Genomic DNA, 18,757 nt, shown 5'->3' on the forward strand with positions numbered 1-18,757 from the left:
CCTCGATTCGCGCGCCGTTCCAATACATTTCGGCCGCCGGTCCGCGGACATGTGAGATCGGCAGATTGTATCCGGTGTCGACGGTCTACGACGGTCACGCACTCAACATCACGACGTGCTTGTACGCCGACCGGGTCGGATTCGGCTACGCCGCGGGTCGTGACGTGGTACCCGACATCGAGAACTTCATCCCGCTGACCGAGGAGTGCCTGGCCGAGCTGGAGGACGCTCTCGCTGTGGGCTGACCGCGGGGCGTGAGCGGGAGCAACGGTGTGACCGTCGTGGCGGGAATCGGCGGAGCGTCGATGTGGTCCGAATCGTCCCGATTTGCTTGCGCCGCAAGTTTAATGGCGCGCCAGCCGGGGGGCCCGACCGACCTGGCCCAGGATGCGCTCCAAGACGGTGTTGGACAGGTCGCCGTCATCGGCTACGCGAGACAGGCCGCGGCGGCGCAGGAACGTGTCGAGGCGTCGATCGGGGGACCAGTCGGCGTAGATCGGGCCGAGATACCGCGACTGAAGGAACTCGCAAGCCAGGGCGTCCACGTCAGAGTCCGTCAACAACAACGGTGGGATACCACCCATACCCGCGATGCTCCTTTGTTCAGCCGGAACCGCATGCCAAATTACGTGACACGGCGCCGGTAGTCCGTCACGCGGAGATTGCGGATCGGGCCCAAAGTCATCACCGCCCCCGCCGTCCGGCGGCTTGATCGGCGTTCGCCGGGGTCCAACGGCCCTAGTGGTAACAGTCGCGTCGCACTACTTTCGGACACGAGGCGGCAGTCGGGCCGCTTCCCTCAACGACTTTGGAGGTTCGAGGTGCGCGACGCGATCCCAATCGGGCGGATCGCCGGCTTCCCGGTGAAGGTCCACTGGAGCGTGCTGGTGATCCTGTGGTTGTTCACCTGGAGCCTGGCCAGCATGCTGCCCGGCAGCGTCAAAGGGTATTCGCCCGTCGCCTACTGGGTCGCCGGGGCGTGCGGCGCGCTGGTGCTGTTGGCGTCGCTGGTGGCGCACGAGCTCGCGCATGCCGTCGTCGCCCGCCGCGCGGGGGTCCCCGTGGGCAGCGTGACGCTCTGGCTGTTCGGCGGAGTCACCACCCTTGGCGGTGAGGCGAAGACGCCGACGGCGGCGTTCCGGATCGCGATCGCCGGGCCGGCCACCAGCCTCGCGCTGGCCGCCGTCTTCGGCGGCCTGGTCGCTGTCCTGCCGGAGGTGGGCGCCGCGCCGATCGCGGTCGGCGTCGCCTCCTGGTTGGCCGGCATCAACCTGCTGCTGGGCCTGTTCAATCTGCTGCCCGGCGCACCGTTGGACGGTGGCCGGGTTTTGCGGGCCGTCCTCTGGCGCCGCCACGGCGACAGCGTCCGCGCAAGCATCGGCGCCGCCCACGCCGGGCGGGTGGTCGCCTTCATCCTGATCGGGCTGGGGCTGGCCGAATTTCTGCTCGGCGGTGTGGTGGGTGGGGTCTGGCTCGCGTTCATCGGCTGGTTCATCTTCGCCGCCAGCCGCGAAGAGGAGACGCGGATTGCGACCCAGCAGATGTTTGCCGGAGTGCGCGTCGCCGACGCGATGACCGCCCGCCCGCACACCGCTCCCGGGTGGATCACCGTCGACGATTTCGTCCAGCGCTATGTGCTCGGCGACCGGCACTCCGCATACCCCGTCGTCGACCAGAGCGGGACCATTTCGGGTCTGATCACCTTGCGGCAGTTGCGTGATGTCGCACCCGAGCGGCGCGCCACCGCCACCGTGGCGGAGATCGCGCAGCCGCTGCAGGAGGTGCCCTCCGGCGCACCGCAGGAGCCGCTGACCACCCTGCTGGAGCGGATGGCCCCCGCCGGCCCGCGCAGCCGCGCCCTGGTTTTCGACGCCGGCCAGGTCGTCGGCATCGTGACACCGACCGATGTGGCCCGGCTCATCGAGGTCTACCGGCTCGCCCACCCGGAAGGCGCGAAACCCGCTTCGGCTCAGAGCATTTAAACGAAGGCGCTCGACATCGGGGTTTATGGGCGCCGGTGGCCTTCGCCGGGCCGGGCCCGCGGCCAGATGCGCGCCACCGGGTCGCCGCCGCGGTCCGCCTCGGGAAGCCGAGCGACGGTCGGCGGCTTGACCATCAGAAAGCCTGTCGCACAGGGTCTTCCAAATGAACCCCGGCCGGTGCTCCCAATTGCCTCGTTTTTACAAGTACTATTGTGTAAACTGTCGGGCATGACGTACGTGATCGGAAACCCGTGCATCGATGTGTTGGACCGCGCCTGTGTGGACGAGTGCCCCGTTGACTGTATCTACGAAGGTGGCCGGGCGCTCTACATTCATCCCGACGAATGCGTGGATTGCGGAGCGTGCGAGCCGGTGTGCCCCGTAGACGCCATTTACTACGAAGACGACCTGCCTGGCGAGCTCAAACCGCACCTGGCCGACAATGAAGCGTTCTTCACCGAAACGCTGCCGGGGCGAGACGCCCCCCTCGGGTCACCGGGTGGGGCGGCCAAGTTGGGTCCGCTCGGTGTAGACACGCCTTTGGTGGCCGCTCACCCGAGGGCCGACCAAGCGGAAGGAGCGTGAGGGACCCGTGAATGTGCCGCGCACGTCGGTCGGGGAGTCCGCCAGCCGCCGCCGCGAGGTGCTGCGGGTGCTGCGGACGTCGCCCGACCCCATGAGCATCGCCGCGATCGCCGACGTGCTGGGCGTGCACCCCAATACCGTCCGATTCCACCTGGACAGCCTGGTCGGCGACGGGCAGGTCGAGCACGTCGAGCTGGACCGCAAGGGGCCGGGCCGCCCACCGTTGATGTTCCGTGCGGTCCGCCAGATGGACCGCGGCGGGACGCGGCACTATCGCCTGCTCGCCGAGGTGCTTGCCACGGCGTTCGCCGGTGAGCCCGACGCCGGCGCCAAGGCGGTGGCCGCGGGGCGGGCCTGGGGGAGAAAGCTCGATGCCAGCCTGCAGTCGGTTCCGATGAATCCCCCCAGCGCCGACGACGCGATCGACCACCTGGTCAACATGCTCGACGAACTCGGCTTCGCGCCCGAGCGCCGGGCGGCCGACGGGGAGCAACAGGTCGGGCTGCGGCACTGCCCGTTCCTGGAACTGGCCGAGAACCGGACGACCGTCGTCTGTCCGGTGCACCTCGGCCTCATGCAGGGCGCCATGGAGACCTGGGGCGCGCCCGTCTCGGTCGACCGGCTCGAGGCGTTCGTCGAGCCCGATCTCTGCCTGGCGCACCTGAAGCCGCAGAAGGCCGCCAAGTGAGCACCGGCCACGCGGTGGCCGTCGCGGTGACCTTCGTGTGGCTCGGCATGGTGCTGGCGATCTCGTTCCTGGAGGCCCCGCTGAAGTTCCGCGCACCGAATGTGACGTTGCAGGTCGGGCTCGGCATCGGGCGGCTGGTGTTTCGTGCCCTCAATACCGTCGAGGTCTGTTTCGCGCTTGTGCTGTCGGCGATCGTGGTCGCGGGCCCGACGCCGGCGGGTGTCGCCGCGGCGGCTTTCGTCGCGGTGGGAGCGCTTGCCCTGCAGCTGATCGCCGTGCGCCCCCGTTTGACGCGCCGCTCCGACAGCGTGCTCGCCGGGTCCGAAGGGCCGCGCTCGCGGGCCCACTACGGCTACGTCGGCTTCGAGGTGGTCAAGGTGGCCGCGCTTGTCGCGGCGGGGATACTGCTACTGACGGGGTGATCGCGTCCGCTCAACCACAAAGGACTCAGCTATGGAATCGATTTCGTTGACCAGCCTCGCGTCCGAAAAGCTGGCCGAGGCCAAGGAAACCCACAGCGGCCGGGCCGCCCACACCATCCATGGGGGCCACACCCACGAGCTCCGGCAGACTGTGCTGGCTTTGCTTGGCGGGCATGAACTTTCCGAACACGACAGCCCCGGCGAGGCGACGCTGCAGGTGCTGCAGGGCCACGTGCGCCTGACAGCCGGTGATGACGCTTGGGAAGGCAAAACCGGCGACTACGTCGCGATCCCGGCGGAGCGGCACGCCCTGCGCGCGGTCGAGGATTCGGTGGTCATGCTGACGGTGCTCAAGACCCTGCCGTCGGCTCACTAGCCGCATGCTTTCGACGCCCTGGTCAAGGGAATTCGGGCTGCGGGTACCGATCGTCAACGCGCCGATGGGCGGGGTCGCCGGGGGCCGGCTGGCCGCGGCGGTCACGGCGGCCGGCGGCCTGGGCATGGTCGGCATGGGCAGCGTGGCGACGAGGGAACTGCTGAAAACCCAGCTGCAGCACGTGCGTGGGACGTTCGGCATCGGCCTGGTCGATTGGGTGATGCGTACCGAGGCGGGCCTGTTCGAGGATGCCCTGGCGGCGCGTCCGGCCCTGCTGTCGGTCAGTTTCGGGACCGACTGGTCGTGGGTCGCGAAGGCGCACGACGCCGGAATCCCCACCGCCACACAGGTTTACGACGGCCTCGGCGCTCTCCAGGCGGCCGACGCGGGCGTCGACATCCTGGTGGCCCGCGGATCGGAGGGCGGCGGGCACGGTGAGACGACGCTGGCGACGCTGCCGTTGCTGGACACCGTGTTGGACGCCGTCTCGGTGCCTGTCCTCGCGGGGGGCGGCGTGGCGTCGGCGCGCAGCCTGGCCGCCGTGCTGGCCGCCGGGGCGAGCGGGGCGTGGGTGGGCACCCGCCTGGCCGCGTGTCCGGAGGCGCTCTCCGGTGACGGCAGCCGCCGTGCGCTGATCGCGGCCCGGGCCACCGACACCGCGGTCACCCGGGCCTTCGACGTCGCCCAGGCGCGGCCGTGGCCCGCGCGGTTCCCGTCGCGGGTGTTGACCAACGACTTCGTCGAGCGCTGGACCGGCAAGGAGGACGCGCTCAACCCGCAGGCCTGCGACGAACTCGAGGCCTCGATCGCCGCCGACGACCGCCGGGTCGCCCCGGTGGACGCCGGTCAGGGCGTCGGGATGATCCGCGACGACGCGTCGGTGGCCGAGGTGATCGACGAAATGTGTTCGGGCGCAGAGTGTTTGCTGGCTCGCTGGGGTTCCTAGCGTCCACCCGCGACGCTGGCGTGTCCCCCGCAAGCGGGCGGAGCCCCGGCTCGACGGCGGGAGCCACGCTGGCCTGACGCTCGGCGGCGGGAGACACGCTCGCGTGACACTCGGCGGCGGACGCCGGCGCTGCCGGCTCAGACCCCACGCAGATAGCGCTTGGCGATGAGGCGCTGAGCCACCGACACCACGGGCCTGGCGGCCTTGCTCCACCAGGTCGCCGGCCGCGAGAACGCCGTTACCTCCGCGAACACCGCGGAGGTCGCGGGGTCCCGCCGGACGACGAACCGTTCCTCGCCTGACTCCGGATGTCCGGGCAGTGTGCCGTAGGCGAATCCGCGGATGTCGGGCTCGTCGATGACGTACACCACCCGGCATGGCGCGGGCAGAAAACCCATGCGCACCACCACGACCGTGCCGACCTCGGCAACCTCAGAGCTGGCCCGCACCCGCAGGCCGGCGCCGTGCTGCATGCCCCAGCGCATGACGGCGTCGGCGGCGCGTTCGAAGCGCTGCTGCCCGGTGCCGATCTGCTTCTCCGTGTGCAGGTGGCCGTATCCGGCGGGCAAATTGCCGGATGCGGTCGCCCCCACCTCGGGGTAGGTCAACGGCAGTTCCTCGAGCGCTCCCAAGTCCACCCGTCCAGCTTGCCACGCCGAGATGGGGCCACATTTACGGCGTACGGTCGTAAAAGTGACTGCACAAAACTCCGAAACCGTTGCACCAAAAAGCCAAGCGTCCGGAACGTTCACACTCGGCGGCGACCTGACCATCAACCGGCTCGGCTTCGGTGCCATGCGCCTGACCGGCAAGGGCGTCTGGGGCCCGCCCGCCGACCGCGACGAAGCGGTCCGCGTGCTGCGGCGCGCCGTCGAACTCGGCGTGAACTTCATCGACACCGCCGACTCGTATGGCCCGTACATCGCCGAGGAGATCATTCGCGAGGCGCTGCATCCCTACGACGGCTTGGTCATCGCGACCAAGGCGGGTCTGCTGCGCACCGGCCCCGACGTCTGGATCCCACTGGGCAACCCGAGCTATCTGCGCCAGGAATGCGAGATGAGCCTGCGCCGCCTGGGCGTCGACACGATCGACCTGTTCCAGCTGCACCGCATCGACCGTGACTTTCCGCTGGCCGACCAGGTGGGCGAGCTGCTGGCGCTGAAGAACGAGGGCAAGATCCGCCACATCGGCCTGTCCGAGGTCAACGTCGATCAGCTCACCGAGGCCCAGCGGATCACCGAGATCGTCTCGGTGCAGAACATGTACAACCTGTCCGCCCGCGGGGCCGAACCGCTGCTGGACGCCGCGACCAGCCAGGGCATCGGCTTCATCCCGTGGTTCCCGCTGGCGGCCGGGCCGCTGGCCGCCCCCGACGGCCCGCTGCAACGCATCGCCGGCGAGCACCACGCGAGCGCGTCCCAACTGGCGCTGGCCTGGCTGCTGAAACGGTCGCCGGTGATGCTGCCGATCCCGGGCACGTCCAAGGTGGCGCACCTGGAGGAGAACGTCGCCGCCGCCCAGATCGAGCTGAGCGACGACGAGTTCGAGGCGCTGTCGACCGCGGGAGGTCAGAACACCGTCTGACCACCGGATACGGTGTCCGGGTGAGTAGCGGACAGGCCAGGCACTCTGGCGGCGGGTTCAACCCGCCCGAACCGACGACCAAGGGCGGTCCCGACTACGGCCGGTTCATCGAGGCCGTGCGCAAGCTGCAGGACCACGCTCGCGCCGTCGACGCCCCCGACCAGGTGATCACCGAGGCGGCGAACCAGCTGGAGAAGCTCTCGGAGTTGCTCGCCCCGTACGACGCCGACGAGTGGGCGGCGCCCTCGGGCCGCCGCATGGACCTGCCGATGCGCGGCAACGTCCTGACGGTTCCCATGTCCGCCCGCAGGGGTGACGACGGCCGCGTGCACGGCTGGGCGCGTTTCGCCCGGTTCCATCTGGGGCGCAACGGCGCGGTGCACGGCGGTTCGCTCGGCATGCTGTTCGACACCGTCCTCGGCCTGACGGCGGTTCTGCTCACCGGGAGCCGGCGCCAGCGCACGGCCTACCTCAAGATCGACTACCGCAACATCGTGCCCATCGAAAAGGAGCTGCAGTTTGACGCCGGCGTCGACCGGGTGGACGGGCGCAAGATCTTCGTCTCCGGCCGGCTGACCGACGGCGACACGCTGCTGACCGAAGCCGACGCCCTGTTCGTGCGGCTCAAACCCGGCCAACCCTAGCGCGATGTTGCATCGAACACCGTTGCACCGCAGCAATTTCGGTGAGACCCGGTGGTCGTGCGCCCAGGTGCGTCGGCCCGGTCTGCGCGGATACCCGGCCCGGCCGGGGAAAGGGGTTTCGGTGTGACGCCCGCCGGCCTGACAATGGCGGACCTGTTCCGTGCGGTCGACCTGACCGGGGTGTTCGGCAACGCCCTGCTGGCCGGCGTGATCGCGCGGAAGGAGAAGCTGGACCCCGTCGGGTTCGCGGCCCTCGCCGTGTTGTCGGGTCTGGGGGGTGGCATGCTCCGCGACACTCTGCTGCAGCGTGGCACCCCGGTCGCGCTCACCGACTACGCCTATCTGCTGACCGCCCTCGCCGGGGCGGCGTTCGCGTTCGCCTTCCGGGTCGAGGGCCGGGTGTGGAACTGGGTATGGCCGATCGTGGACGCGCTGGCATTGGGATGTTGGGCGGCAACCGGTGCGCACAAGACGCTGGCCGTGGGGCTCGGCTGGCTGGCGGCGCTGCTGCTGGGCACGATCTCCGCGGTCGGCGGCGGAGCGACGCGGGACATCGTGATGCGTCGCGTCCCGGGGATCTTCGGCGGAAACACCCTGTACGCCACCTGCGCCCTCGCGGCGAGCGGCGTGCTCGTGCTCTTCAACTACCGCGACCACCCAACCCCCGGGCTGTTGGTGGGCACACTGACCGGGACGGTGCTGTGCTGGCTTGCTCAGTGGCGTGGCTGGATGTTGCCCGCCGTGGGTGCCTGGTCGCCGCCGACGCTTTTCTCGCGGCGGCGCTCCCGCCCGCCGGCGCCCCGGGACCACCAGACGGAGGAGGGCCTCAACGATGGGGACAGCCGCTAACTCGGTGTTCACGCGGGTGCTCGCGGGGCTGCGTGACGCCCGTGCCTGGCAGGAGGAGTTCTACCGCAATCTGCACCAACACCCGGAGCTGTCACACCAGGAGCGCGAGACCGCTGCGGCCGTGGCCCGGCGGCTGGGTGGCTTCGGCTACGACGTGCACGACGGCATCGGCGGCACCGGCGTCGTCGGGATTCTGCGCAATGGCGACGGCCCGGCCGTGTTGTTGCGGGCCGACATGGATGCGCTGCCCGTCAAGGAAGACACCGGCCTCCCGTATGCCAGCACCGCCACCGCCACCGATGCGGACGGCAACCGGGTATCGGTGATGCACGCCTGCGGCCACGACGTGCACGTGACCTGCCTGCTCGGGGCGGCCGCGCTGCTGGCCGGTGCCCGCGGTGAGTGGAAGGGCACCGTGATCGCCTTGTTCCCGCCGAGGAGGTCGGTGACGGCGCCCGCGCCATGCTCGACGACGATCTCGCAACGCTGGTCGGCCGTGTCGACGTCGCCCTCGCCCAGCACGTCCTGCCTTTTCCGGCCGGTCGGGTGGGCACACGACCCGGGCCCGTCCTCTCCACCGCGGACAGCATGCGGATCACCGTGTATGGCCGCGGCGGCCACGGCTCGATGCCCCAGGCCACCGTCGATCCGGTGGTGCTCGCCGCCATGATCGTGATCCGGCTGCAGACCGTAGTCTCCCGCGAGGTCGCGCCGACCGATTCGGCCGTGCTGACCATCGGCCGGATCGAGGCGGGAACCAAGAGCAACATCATCGGCGACCACGCCGTGCTGGAGCTGAACCTGCGCGCCTTCAGCGAGCAGACCCGCGGCAGGGTCCTGGATGCGATCCGGCGCATCGTGACCGCCGAATGCCAGGCGTCCGGATCCCCGATGGATCCCGACTTCGAGCTTTTCGATCACTATCCGGCGACGGTCAACGATTCCACGGTCACCGAGCGGGTGCGGGCCGCGTTCGACGATTTCTTCCGCGAGCGATCATGCGAGCTGCCGCTTCAGGCCGCGAGCGAGGACTTCAGCGACATTCCGACGGCGCTGGGGACGCCCTACTGCTATTGGGGTATCGGCGGCGCCGATCCCGACACCTATCACCAGGCGGTGAGCGCGGGTCGCGCCAGCGAGGACATCCCGGTCAACCATTCGCCCGCGTTCGCGCCGGTTATCCAGCCCACCCTCGACACCGGGACCCAGGCGCTGACGGTCGCCGCGCTGGTTTGGCTTGCGCCGTCATAACCGTTGGGCGGCAACCGCATTGGGATCTTCACCGGCCGCGCCGGTCTCAGAGCCGGGTGGTCGGCAACGTCACCTCTTCGTGATCGAGTTCGCGTTCGAGCACCCGAAGGCTCCGATCGGGCAGCATGCCCGCGTCACGCCAGCGCACGAGTTCGTCGCGCTCGGCATCGATGGCCACCCGCCGGATCGCGACGGCCGCCTCGTATTCGGGATAGTTCGGTACGTCGTCGGAATCCGACAGCAGATCGAGCCGACGTTGATACCGCTCGAGCCGGGCGCGCAACTGCCTTCGCACAACGTCGATCGCCCTGGCGTCCGCTTCGCTTTTGTGACCCAGCTCGTCGAGGGTCTCGAGGGCGGCGCGCACGGCGGCCGTGCGCGCCCGATTACGCAGGCGCACTTCGTCCACGGCCTTCGCGTGAACGCCGAGGGCACGCACGACCGGCCCGAAAGTGCTGCCCTGCCCGATCAGCGTCACCAGCACGACCACCAACGTGCAGAACAGCAACAGATCCCGGACGGGAAACCGTGCGCCGCTGTCGGTGGCGAAGGGCACGGCGAAGATCGCGGCGAGGCTGACGACGCCTCGGGTGCCGGCCCAGCTCAGTACGAAAATCTCACGGCCACTGAGTCTCTCGGCGTTGCGGTCGCGCCGGGGAGGGGCTTGGGCCGGCTCGTCATGGTCGTCGTCATCGTCGGCGGTCCCCGTGACGTTCCCGAGCCTGGTGTGCAGTGACCGGGGCAGTGACTGCGTGAGCATCAGCCACAGCGGCCGCACCAGCAGCACCGCCGCGGTGGTCACGGTGGTCGCCACGACGATGGTCGACACCGGGTAGCCGCGCAGGCCGTCGAGGATGGCCGGGAACTGCTGACCGATCAGCAGGAAAACGAGGCCCTCGAGGAGGAAGTTGGCCAACCGCCACACGGCCCGGGTCTGCAACCGGCTCGCCCCGGACTCCGACCGCGGCGAGTCGTGCCCGACGACCAACCCGCACACCACAACCGCCAGCACACCCGACGCGTGCACCTTCTCGGCCGCCAGATAGGCCAGGAACGGTGTGGCCAGCGAGATCGCGTTGGCCGTCATCACATCGTGCGGCACCCGCCGCAACAGGCGGCGGCACCAAGCGAACACCAGCCCGATCGCCAGGCCTCCCACGGCGGCCAGGGCGAACTCCCGGATCGCGAACGGGAACGAGAAGTCCGCACCCCTGGCCACGGTGATGGCCACCGACAAGGTGGTGAGGGCCGTCGCGTCGTTGAGCAGCCCCTCACCTTCGATGAGGGTGACGATGTTGAGCGGCAGGCCGACCTTGCGGGCGACCGCGAGCGCGGCCACGGGGTCGGTGGGTGCCACCGCCGCGCCCAGCACCGCACCCGCCGCGAGCGTCGCACCGGTGACCAGCAGGGCGAAGGCGGCGCCGACCGATGCCGCGGTCAGCAGAACGAGGATGACCGACAGGCTGATGACCGTGCGCAAGTTGCGGCGTATCCCGACCAGCGACGACTCCAGCGCCGCGTTGTAGAGCAAAGGCGGCAATATGCAGGTCATCACGATGTCGGGCCGCAGGCCGACATTCGGCCCGGGCAGCAACCCGTAACCGATGCCGACGAGGGTGAGCAGGCCCGCGCTGGGGAGTCCGGTGCGGTCGCTGACCCAGTTCATCACCACGATGGCGCCGACGGCGGCGAGCAGCAATGCCAAAGCCGTCTGCGCCCCCACGGTCCCATTCTGCCGACAATTTGCTGCGGGCGTCGTCGCCGCGCGACGTTGCCGCACTGCTCGACGGCCCTGCTTGGCCGCGGGGCGCCCCGATAGCATGGTCGTCGACCCACCGACCTAGGAGAACCCACGCGATGAGCGCCCCCGCAAACCCGTCCCCAGCAGCCCCGATCCGGGTGCCCGCCGGGACCACCGCCGCGGCCGCGGTGCGGGAGGCGGGGCTGCCGGGCCGCGGGGCGCCCGACGCGATCGTCGTGGTCCGCGACGCGGACGGAAAGCTGCGCGACCTGAGCTGGGTGCCCGACTCCGATACCGAGGTGGTGCCGGTGGCGGCCGACACCGACGAGGGGCGCAGCGTCATCCGGCATTCGGCCGCGCACGTGCTCGCCCAGGCGGTTCAGGGCATGTTCCCGCACGCGAAGCTCGGAATCGGGCCGCCCATCACCGACGGCTTCTACTACGACTTCGACGTGGCCGAGCCGTTCACGCCGGAGGATCTGGCGGCGCTGGAAAAGCGGATGCGCCAGATCGTCAAGGAGGGGCAGCTGTTCGAGCGGCGCGTCTACGAGTCCAAGGACCAGGCACGCTCCGAGTTGGCCAACGAGCCCTACAAGCTGGAACTGGTCGACGACAAGTCCGGCGATCCCGACATCATGGAGGTCGGCGGCGACGAGCTCACCGCCTATGACAACCTCAATCCCCGCAGCCGGGAACGGGTTTGGGGCGACCTGTGCCGGGGGCCGCACATCCCGACCACCAAGCACATCCCGGCGTTCAAGCTGACCCGCAGCTCCGCCGCGTATTGGCGCGGGGACCAGAAGAACGCGAGCCTGCAGCGCATCTACGGCACCGCGTGGGAGTCGCAGGAGGCGTTGGACCGCCACCTCGAGCTGCTCGCCGAAGCCCAGCGGCGCGACCACCGCAAGCTGGGGACCGAGCTGGATCTGTTCAGCTTCCCCGACGAAATCGGTTCGGGGCTGGCGGTTTTCCACCCCAAAGGCGGGGTGGTGCGCAGGGAGCTGGAGGAGTACTCGCGACGCAAGCACATCGAGGCCGGGTACGAATTCGTCAACACCCCGCACATCACCAAGGCGCAGCTGTTCCACACCTCGGGCCACCTGGACTGGTACGCCGACGGGATGTTCCCGCCCATGCACCTCGACGCCGAATTGAACGACGACGGAACGGTGCGCAAGCCCGGGCAGGACTACTACCTCAAGCCGATGAACTGCCCCATGCACACGCTGATCTTCCGGTCCCGGGGCCGGTCGTATCGCGAACTGCCGTTGCGGCTCTTCGAGTTCGGCACCGTCTACCGCTATGAGAAGTCCGGCGTGGTGCACGGGCTGACCCGGGCGCGCGGATTCACCATGGACGACTCGCACATCTTCTGCACGCGCGACCAGTTGCACGGTGAACTGGCGTCGCTGCTGCGGTTCGTGCTCGAGCTGCTCGGCGACTACGGCCTGGAGGACTTCTATCTGGAACTGTCCACCAAGGACCCGGAGAAGTTCGTCGGCTCCGACGAGATGTGGGAGCAGGCCACCAACTCACTGGCGGAGGTGGCGGCCGAGTCGGGCCTGGAACTGGTTCCCGACCCGGGCGGCGCGGCGTTCTACGGCCCGAAGATTTCCGTGCAGGCCCGCGACGCGCTGGGCCGCAGCTGGCAGATGTCGACCATCCAGGTGGATTTCAACTTCCCGGAGCGCTTCGAGCTGGAGTACACGGCCCCGGACGGGACCCGTCAGCGGCCGGTGATGATCCACCGCGCCCTGTTCGGGTCGATCGAGCGGTTCTTCGGCATCCTCACCGAGCACTACGCGGGGGCGTTCCCGGCGTGGCTCGCGCCGGTTCAGGTGGTCGGGATTCCCGTCGCAGACGAACACGTGGCCTACCTGGAAAGCATTGCGGCGCAGCTGAAGTCGCACGGCGTGCGGGTGGAGGTTGACAGCAGCGACGACCGGATGGCCAAGAAGATCGTGCACCACACGGGCCAGAAGGTGCCGTTCATGTTGCTGGCGGGTGACCGCGACGTCCAGGCGAAGGCGGTGAGCTTCCGCTTCGGCGACCGCACGCAGATCAACGGTGTGCCCCGCGAGAGTGCCGTCGACGCCATCGTGGCCTGGATCGCCGAACGCGAGAATGCCGCCCCCACAGCCGAACTGGTGAAGGTGACCGGCGGTGAGTGAGCCCAAGGAACGCGCCGAGGACACCATCCTGGACACCGGCGTCGGCGAGAGTGACCACCTGCAGCGGCTGTGGACGCCCTACCGGATGACCTATCTGGCCGAAGCGCCGATGAAGCGCGACCCCGACTCTTCGGGCAAGACCGAGCAGCCGTTCACCGACATCCCGCAACTCTCCGACGAGGAAGGCCTGGTGGTCGCGCGCGGTGAACTCGTCTACGCGGTCCTCAACCTCTATCCGTACAACCCGGGGCACCTGATGGTGGTGCCGTATCGACGGGTGTCCGAGCTCGAGGACCTCACCGACGAGGAGAGCGCGGAGTTGATGGCCTTCATGCAGAAGGCCATTCGCGTGATCAAGAACGTGTCGCGGCCGCACGGCTTCAACGTCGGCCTCAACCTCGGCACGTCGGCGGGTGGGTCGCTGGCCGAGCACCTGCATGTGCACGTCGTGCCGCGTTGGGGCGGCGACGCGAACTTCATCACCATCATCGGCGGCTCGAAGGTGATCCCTCAGCTGCTGCGCGAAACCCGCCGGCTGCTGGCCGCGGAGTGGGCTAACCAGTCATGAGCAAGGTGCCGTTCCTCTCGCGGGCGGCGTTCGCGCGGCTCACCACGCCGACCGCCAAAGCGTGCCTGCGGATGGGATTGACCCCGGACGTGGTGACGGTGCTGGGCACCGCGGGGTCCGTGGCCGGGGCGCTCGCGCTGTTCCCGATGGGCAAGTTGTTCGCCGGTGCCTGCGTGGTGTGGTTCTTCGTGCTGTTCGACATGCTCGACGGCGCCATGGCCCGCGAGCGCGGTGGCGGCACCCGGTTCGGCGCCGTGCTGGACGCCACCTGCGACCGCGTCAGCGACGGCGCGGTGTTCTGCGGCCTGCTGTGGTGGGTGGCCTTCGGCATGCACGACAAGCCGCTCGCGGTGGCGACCATGATCTGCCTGGTCACCTCGCAGGTCATCTCGTACATCAAGGCGCGGGCCGAGGCCAGCGGGTTGCGCGGAGACGGCGGCATCATCGAACGCCCGGAACGGTTGATCATCGTCCTGGTCGGCGCCGGCGTGGCGGACTTCCCGTTCGTGGCCTGGCCGCCCGCCCTGCCGGTGGCCATGTGGCTGCTGGCGGTGGCGAGCGTGGTGACCTGCGTGCAGCGGCTGCGCACGGTGTGGACCTCGCCCGGAGCGACGGAGCGCATGCCGTGATCCCGGGGATGGGTTTGATCACCGCGCCGCGGCGGCTGGTGTCCGGCACCGCGAGCGATTGGACGTACGCGGCCGGCTGGATGGCCGTGCGGGCGATGCCGGAATTCGCGGCGCGCTCCGTGTTCGAGACCGGGGCGCGTTACGCGGCGCGCCGTGGCGGCCCGGCGCAGCTGCGCAAGAACCTGGCCCGCGTCACCGGCGTCGCGCCGGCAGAGGTGCCCGACGACCTGATGCGGGCGTCGCTGGCCTCCTACGCCCGCTACTGGAGGGAGGCGTTTCGCCTGCCGTCGATGGACCTGCGCGCCCTGTCCGGCGAACTCGATGCCGCGTTCCGGGGGGCCGGCAACCTGGACGCGGCGCTGGCGGCGGGCCGCGGCGCGATCTGCGCGTTGCCGCACAGCGGGAACTGGGACATGGCCGGGGTGTGGTTCACCCAGACCCGCGGCACCTTCATCACCGTCGCGGAGAGACTGGAACCGGAGTCGTTGTACCGGCGTTTCCTCCGCTATCGCGAGAGCCTCGGCTTCGAGGTGCTGCCGCTGTCCGGAGGCGAGCGGCCGCCGTTCGATGTACTGTGCGATCGGCTGCGAGAGAACCAACTGGTCTGCCTGATGGCCGATCGCGACCTCACCCGCACCGGTGTGCAGGTCGACTTCTTCGGCGAGGCCACCCGGATGCCGGCCGGACCGGCGAAGCTGGCGGTCGCGACCGGGGCGGCCTTGCTTCCGGTGCACTGCTGGTTCGACGGCGACGGGTGGGGGTTTCACGTGTTCCCGCCACTGGACTGCAGCAGCGGCGACGTCGGCGCCATCACCCAGGCGCTGGCCGACCGTTTCGCAGCGAACATCGCCGCGCACCCCGAGGACTGGCACATGCTGCAACCGCAGTGGCTGGCCGACCTGTCCGAAGCCAAGCAGGCGCGGCTCAGGGAGACCTGATGCGCATCGGGATGGTCTGCCCCTACTCGTTCGACGTCCCGGGCGGGGTCCAGTCGCACGTCTTGCAGCTGGCGGAGGTGATGCGTCAGCGCGGGCAACAGGTGAGCGTCCTCGCGCCGGCCTCGCCGCACGCGGCCCTGCCCGACTACGTCGTCTCCGCCGGCAAGGCCGTCCCGATTCCCTACAACGGGTCGGTGGCCCGGCTGCGGTTCGGCCCGGCAACCCATCGCAAGGTCAAAAAATGGCTCGCCGAAGGCGATTTCGACGTGCTGCACCTGCACGAGCCCAACGCGCCGAGCCTGTCGATGCTGGCCCTGAACATCGCCGAGGGGCCGATCGTCGCGACGTTCCACACCTCGACCACCAAATCGCTGACCCTGACGGTCTTTCAGGGCATCCTGCGACCGATGCACGAAAAGATCGTCGGCCGGATCGCGGTGTCGGACTTGGCCCGTCGCTGGCAGATGGAGGCGCTGGGCACCGACGCGGTCGAGATCCCCAACGGCGTCGACGTCGACTCCTTCGCCTCGGCGCGTCCGCTGGACGGCTACCCGCGGCCGGGCAAGACGGTGCTGTTCCTGGGGCGCTACGACGAGTCCCGCAAGGGCATGTCGGTCCTGCTCGACGCGCTGCCCGGCGTGGTGCAGCACTTTCCGGACGTCCAGCTGCTCATCGTCGGCCGCGGCGACGAGGCCGAATTGCGCGGGCAGGCGGGCGAATTGGTGAAACACATAAGGTTTCTCGGCCAGGTCGACGACGCCGGGAAGGCGTCGGCGATGCGCAGCGCCGATGTGTACTGCGCGCCCCACGTGGGGGGTGAGAGCTTCGGCATCGTCCTGGTCGAGGCCATGGCCGCGGGCACCGCGGTGGTGGCCAGCGACCTGGACGCCTTCCGCCGGGTGCTGCGCGACGGCGAAGTCGGGTGCCTGGTGCCGGTCGGCGACGGCGCTGCGCTGGCGGACGCCCTCATCTCGGTGCTAGAAAACGATGTGCTGCGCGAACGCTATGTGGCGGCCGGTTCGGCCGCCGTAAAGCGCTACGACTGGTCGGTGGTGGCCAGCCAGATCATGCGCGTCTACGAGACGGTCGCGGCGACCGGCGCCAAAGTTCAGGTGGCGAGCTGATGACGTGGCTCGCCGTCGCCGTCGCGGTATTGGTCGGGCTGCTGGCGGTCCTGGGCGCCTGGGCCTACCAGACGGCCAACCGCCTGGACCGGTTGCACGTCCGCTACGACCTGTCATGGCAGGCGCTCGACGGGGCTCTGGCGCGCCGCGCGGTCGTGGCCCGTGCGGTCGCCATCGACGCCTACGGCGGTGCCTCGGAGGGCAGGCGGTTGGCCGCGCTGGCCGACGCCGCCGAGGCCGCGCCGCGGCAGGAGCGCGAGTCGCGCGAGAACGAGCTCTCGGCCGCGCTGGCGATCGTCGACCCGGCCTCGCTGCCGGCCGGGCTGATCGCCGAGTTGGCCGATGCCGAGGCCCGGGTGCTACTGGCCCGCCGCTTCCACAACGACGCGGTCCGGGACACCCTTGCCCTGCGCGAGCGATTCCTGGTGCGGACCCTTCGTCTCGGCGGGACAGCCGCGCTGCCAAGCTATTTCGAGATCGTCGAGCGTCCCCACGCGCTGGCCCACGGCGACGTCGGCTCCTTCAACGGGGTGGTCAGCCACCGCACGTCGGCGCGCGTGGTGCTGCTCGACGAGACGGGTGCGGTGCTGCTGCTGCGCGGCTCCGATCCGGCGATCGGCCGCGGCAGCGCGCCGAAGTGGTGGATCACCGTCGGCGGGGAGGTGCAGCGGGGTGAGCGGTTGGCCGAGGCGGCCGCCCGCGAGCTGGCCGAAGAGACCGGACTCAGGGCCGCACCGGGAGAGCTGGTGGGCCCGGTCTGGCGGCGCGACGAGGTCTTCGAGTTCAACGGCTCGCTGATCGACAGCGAAGAGTTCTACTTCGTCTACCGCACCCAACGGTTCGAACCGTCCGGTGCGGGCCGAACCGACTTGGAACGCAGCTACATTCACGGCCACCGCTGGTGCGACGCGGCTGACATCGCCCGGCTGGCCGCCGCCGGGGAGACGGTGTATCCGAGGCAGCTGGGCGAGCTGCTCGTCGACGCGGCCGCGCTGGCCGGCGGCCGGGCGCCGGGCCCGCTGGTGTCGATTCGCTGACCCGGCTAGAAGCCGCTCGCCAAGCCGTTGGAGGCCAGCGGGGGGAACCCCAGCACCAGCGGGCTGGCGATTCCGGACGTGACGCCCTGGCCGACGGATCCGGCGATGCTCACCGGGCCGGGCAGAATCCCGGGCGCGTAGTAGCCGAAATCGACGATCGGTTTGATGAACGGCTGCAGCAGATCAGCCACCGGATTGCCGAGGATGGGGACCCACCGGATGGGATCCAGCAGCGGCAACTGCGCGGTCTGCATGAAGTAGAAGCTCATATTGCCGACGTGTTGCTGGATGGCGCCGGCGACCTGCGCTGCGGACACGAAGGGCATCGTGTGGTGCAGGTCGAAGAAGCCGAACAGGGCGTTGAGGTCCGACGGAAGCCACAACCAGTTCGCCGGGAAGTTGGCGATCGCGTCGTATTGCAGCGTGAAGATGGACGTCGCATACGACGTGGTGAGCGGGGTGGCGAAGTGGAACGCGCCGAAGCCCGGAATGAAGTGCGTCAGAATGCCACCCATCGGATTGTTCGGGTCGGCGAGCAGGACGAAGTTCAGCAGATCCTGACTCGGACGTAGGGCGGCAGGCAGGGCCTGCAGGTACCGCATCTCCAGGCTGGCGATCGTCGCGCTCTGCGAATACCCAACGACCACAACGTGATTGCCGGCCGCGGTTTGAGTCAGGATCGCGGAGTTCAGCGTCGCCACGCCCTGATAGACCGACTTGCCGAAGGTCTCGCTGCCGAGCCCGGTGATCGGCCAAAACTGTTCGGGGGTGCGCAAACTCACCAGGGTGTAGTCGGAGTAATTGGTGGCGAGATACGCCTGCTGGATGGACGTCATGTACTTCAGGTCCGGCGACGGATTCCCGGTGCCGCCCATGATCAGCGCGATTTTCTGCGTCCCCGTCGTCGACTGCATGGCGGCGGCGTTGGTGGCTTCCGTTTCGGCGTAGGCGTCCTTCGCGGTGATCAGCGTCTGTACGAACTGGTTGTGGAACAACTCCGCCTGGGCGCTGAACGCCTGGTACTGCTGGGCGTGCGCGTCGAGCATCGTCGCCACGCGCACCGACACCGAATCCGTGGCCGGCGGCAGCACCGACGTCGTCGGTCCGGCCACGGCCGCGTTCGTCGCCTGCAGGGACGAGCCGAGCCCTTGCAACTCGTCGGCGGCCGTCGCCATCGCGTCGGGGTCGGTGATCACGAACGACATGGTCGCTCCGCCTT

The 18,757-nt window shown here is 69.4% G+C and carries 20 protein-coding genes and 1 pseudogene; 17 read left to right on the plus strand and 4 right to left on the minus strand.

The features are described 5' to 3' along the window. A partial coding sequence (locus tag A9X03_RS10365; RefSeq protein ID WP_156746524.1) for a WS/DGAT domain-containing protein occupies nucleotides 1–245 on the plus strand: 245 nt, incomplete at its 5' end. Between the two features lie 99 nt (nucleotides 246–344). On the opposite strand, the gene A9X03_RS10370 is transcribed toward A9X03_RS10365, so the two are convergent. Further along, complete coding sequence (locus A9X03_RS10370) at nucleotides 345–560, minus strand: hypothetical protein (protein ID WP_197499167.1); 216 nt, start codon at nucleotides 558–560, stop codon at nucleotides 345–347. 261 nt (nucleotides 561–821) lie between these two features. Between A9X03_RS10370 and A9X03_RS10375 the strand changes: the two genes are divergently transcribed. The 6 genes from A9X03_RS10375 to A9X03_RS10400 all read left to right on the plus strand — a co-directional run bounded on the left by A9X03_RS10375 (nucleotide 822) and on the right by A9X03_RS10400 (nucleotide 4,999). Then, entirely contained in the window at nucleotides 822–1,982 is a 1,161-nt protein-coding gene (locus A9X03_RS10375; protein WP_067751695.1) for a site-2 protease family protein, read from the plus strand. Nucleotides 1,983–2,210: 228 nt separating this feature from the next. Beyond that, complete coding sequence (gene fdxA / locus A9X03_RS10380; RefSeq protein WP_067751698.1) at nucleotides 2,211–2,567, plus strand: ferredoxin; 357 nt, start codon at nucleotides 2,211–2,213, stop codon at nucleotides 2,565–2,567. A 7-nt stretch (nucleotides 2,568–2,574) separates the two neighbouring features. Beyond that, nucleotides 2,575–3,255, plus strand: coding sequence for a metalloregulator ArsR/SmtB family transcription factor (locus A9X03_RS10385; protein ID WP_067751701.1), 681 nt, complete (start codon nucleotides 2,575–2,577; stop codon nucleotides 3,253–3,255). Further along, nucleotides 3,252–3,677: a hypothetical protein gene (locus A9X03_RS10390; protein WP_067751704.1), complete on the plus strand. Its 426-nt coding sequence runs from the start codon at nucleotides 3,252–3,254 to the stop codon at nucleotides 3,675–3,677. The genes A9X03_RS10385 and A9X03_RS10390 overlap by 4 nt, the downstream gene beginning before the upstream one ends. A gap of 31 nt (nucleotides 3,678–3,708) precedes the next feature. Continuing rightward, nucleotides 3,709–4,053, plus strand: coding sequence for a cupin domain-containing protein (locus A9X03_RS10395; protein WP_067751707.1), 345 nt, complete (start codon nucleotides 3,709–3,711; stop codon nucleotides 4,051–4,053). A gap of 4 nt (nucleotides 4,054–4,057) precedes the next feature. Then, entirely contained in the window at nucleotides 4,058–4,999 is a 942-nt protein-coding gene (locus tag A9X03_RS10400; protein ID WP_067751710.1) for a nitronate monooxygenase family protein, read from the plus strand. Nucleotides 5,000–5,136: 137 nt separating this feature from the next. Here the strand turns inward: A9X03_RS10400 and A9X03_RS10405 are convergent, their stop codons facing one another. Next, nucleotides 5,137–5,637 carry a DUF1990 family protein gene (locus A9X03_RS10405; RefSeq protein WP_067751713.1) on the minus strand — a complete coding sequence of 167 codons (501 nt, stop codon included), beginning with the start codon at nucleotides 5,635–5,637 and terminating at the stop codon, nucleotides 5,137–5,139. Nucleotides 5,638–5,692: 55 nt separating this feature from the next. On the opposite strand from A9X03_RS10405, the gene A9X03_RS10410 reads away from it, so the two are divergent. The 4 genes and pseudogenes from A9X03_RS10410 to A9X03_RS10425 all read left to right on the plus strand — a co-directional run bounded on the left by A9X03_RS10410 (nucleotide 5,693) and on the right by A9X03_RS10425 (nucleotide 9,330). Further along, on the plus strand, nucleotides 5,693–6,586 hold the full coding sequence (locus A9X03_RS10410) for an aldo/keto reductase (protein WP_067751717.1): 894 nt from the start codon (nucleotides 5,693–5,695) through the stop codon (nucleotides 6,584–6,586). A 20-nt stretch (nucleotides 6,587–6,606) separates the two neighbouring features. Further along, a complete protein-coding gene (locus A9X03_RS10415; protein WP_067751720.1) occupies nucleotides 6,607–7,230 on the plus strand; it encodes a PaaI family thioesterase in 624 nt (207 codons plus the stop codon). A 123-nt stretch (nucleotides 7,231–7,353) separates the two neighbouring features. Then, complete coding sequence (locus A9X03_RS10420) at nucleotides 7,354–8,079, plus strand: trimeric intracellular cation channel family protein (protein ID WP_156670024.1); 726 nt, start codon at nucleotides 7,354–7,356, stop codon at nucleotides 8,077–8,079. A gap of 16 nt (nucleotides 8,080–8,095) precedes the next feature. Continuing rightward, nucleotides 8,096–9,330: pseudogene (locus tag A9X03_RS10425) on the plus strand (amidohydrolase). A 46-nt stretch (nucleotides 9,331–9,376) separates the two neighbouring features. Here A9X03_RS10425 and A9X03_RS10430 read toward each other — a convergent pair. Beyond that, nucleotides 9,377–11,152: a sodium:proton antiporter gene (locus A9X03_RS10430; protein ID WP_067890131.1), complete on the minus strand. Its 1,776-nt coding sequence runs from the start codon at nucleotides 11,150–11,152 to the stop codon at nucleotides 9,377–9,379. Between the two features lie 35 nt (nucleotides 11,153–11,187). On the opposite strand from A9X03_RS10430, the gene thrS reads away from it, so the two are divergent. The 6 genes from thrS to A9X03_RS10460 are packed head-to-tail and all read left to right on the plus strand — an operon-like array spanning nucleotide 11,188 to nucleotide 17,538. Next, nucleotides 11,188–13,242, plus strand: coding sequence for a threonine--tRNA ligase (gene thrS, locus A9X03_RS10435; RefSeq protein ID WP_067751729.1), 2,055 nt, complete (start codon nucleotides 11,188–11,190; stop codon nucleotides 13,240–13,242). Continuing rightward, nucleotides 13,235–13,810: an HIT domain-containing protein gene (locus A9X03_RS10440; RefSeq protein WP_067751732.1), complete on the plus strand. Its 576-nt coding sequence runs from the start codon at nucleotides 13,235–13,237 to the stop codon at nucleotides 13,808–13,810. The genes thrS and A9X03_RS10440 overlap by 8 nt, the downstream gene beginning before the upstream one ends. Then, nucleotides 13,807–14,439, plus strand: coding sequence for a phosphatidylinositol phosphate synthase (gene pgsA, locus A9X03_RS10445; protein ID WP_067751736.1), 633 nt, complete (start codon nucleotides 13,807–13,809; stop codon nucleotides 14,437–14,439). Before A9X03_RS10440 ends, pgsA begins: the two co-directional genes overlap by 4 nt. A gap of 8 nt (nucleotides 14,440–14,447) precedes the next feature. Continuing rightward, nucleotides 14,448–15,377, plus strand: coding sequence for a phosphatidylinositol mannoside acyltransferase (locus A9X03_RS10450; protein WP_067751792.1), 930 nt, complete (start codon nucleotides 14,448–14,450; stop codon nucleotides 15,375–15,377). Further along, nucleotides 15,377–16,501, plus strand: a complete 1,125-nt coding sequence (locus A9X03_RS10455) for a glycosyltransferase family 4 protein (protein ID WP_067751739.1) — start codon at nucleotides 15,377–15,379, stop codon at nucleotides 16,499–16,501. Before A9X03_RS10450 ends, A9X03_RS10455 begins: the two co-directional genes overlap by 1 nt. Next, a complete protein-coding gene (locus A9X03_RS10460; RefSeq protein WP_067779633.1) occupies nucleotides 16,501–17,538 on the plus strand; it encodes an NUDIX domain-containing protein in 1,038 nt (345 codons plus the stop codon). Before A9X03_RS10455 ends, A9X03_RS10460 begins: the two co-directional genes overlap by 1 nt. A 5-nt stretch (nucleotides 17,539–17,543) precedes the next feature. On the opposite strand, the gene A9X03_RS10465 is transcribed toward A9X03_RS10460, so the two are convergent. Beyond that, nucleotides 17,544–18,743: a PE-PPE domain-containing protein gene (locus tag A9X03_RS10465; protein WP_067751745.1), complete on the minus strand. Its 1,200-nt coding sequence runs from the start codon at nucleotides 18,741–18,743 to the stop codon at nucleotides 17,544–17,546. Nucleotides 18,744–18,757: the final 14 nt, after the last annotated feature.

This window comes from Mycobacterium sp. E1715, from assembly GCF_001667625.1.
Lineage (GTDB): Bacteria > Actinomycetota > Actinomycetes > Mycobacteriales > Mycobacteriaceae > Mycobacterium.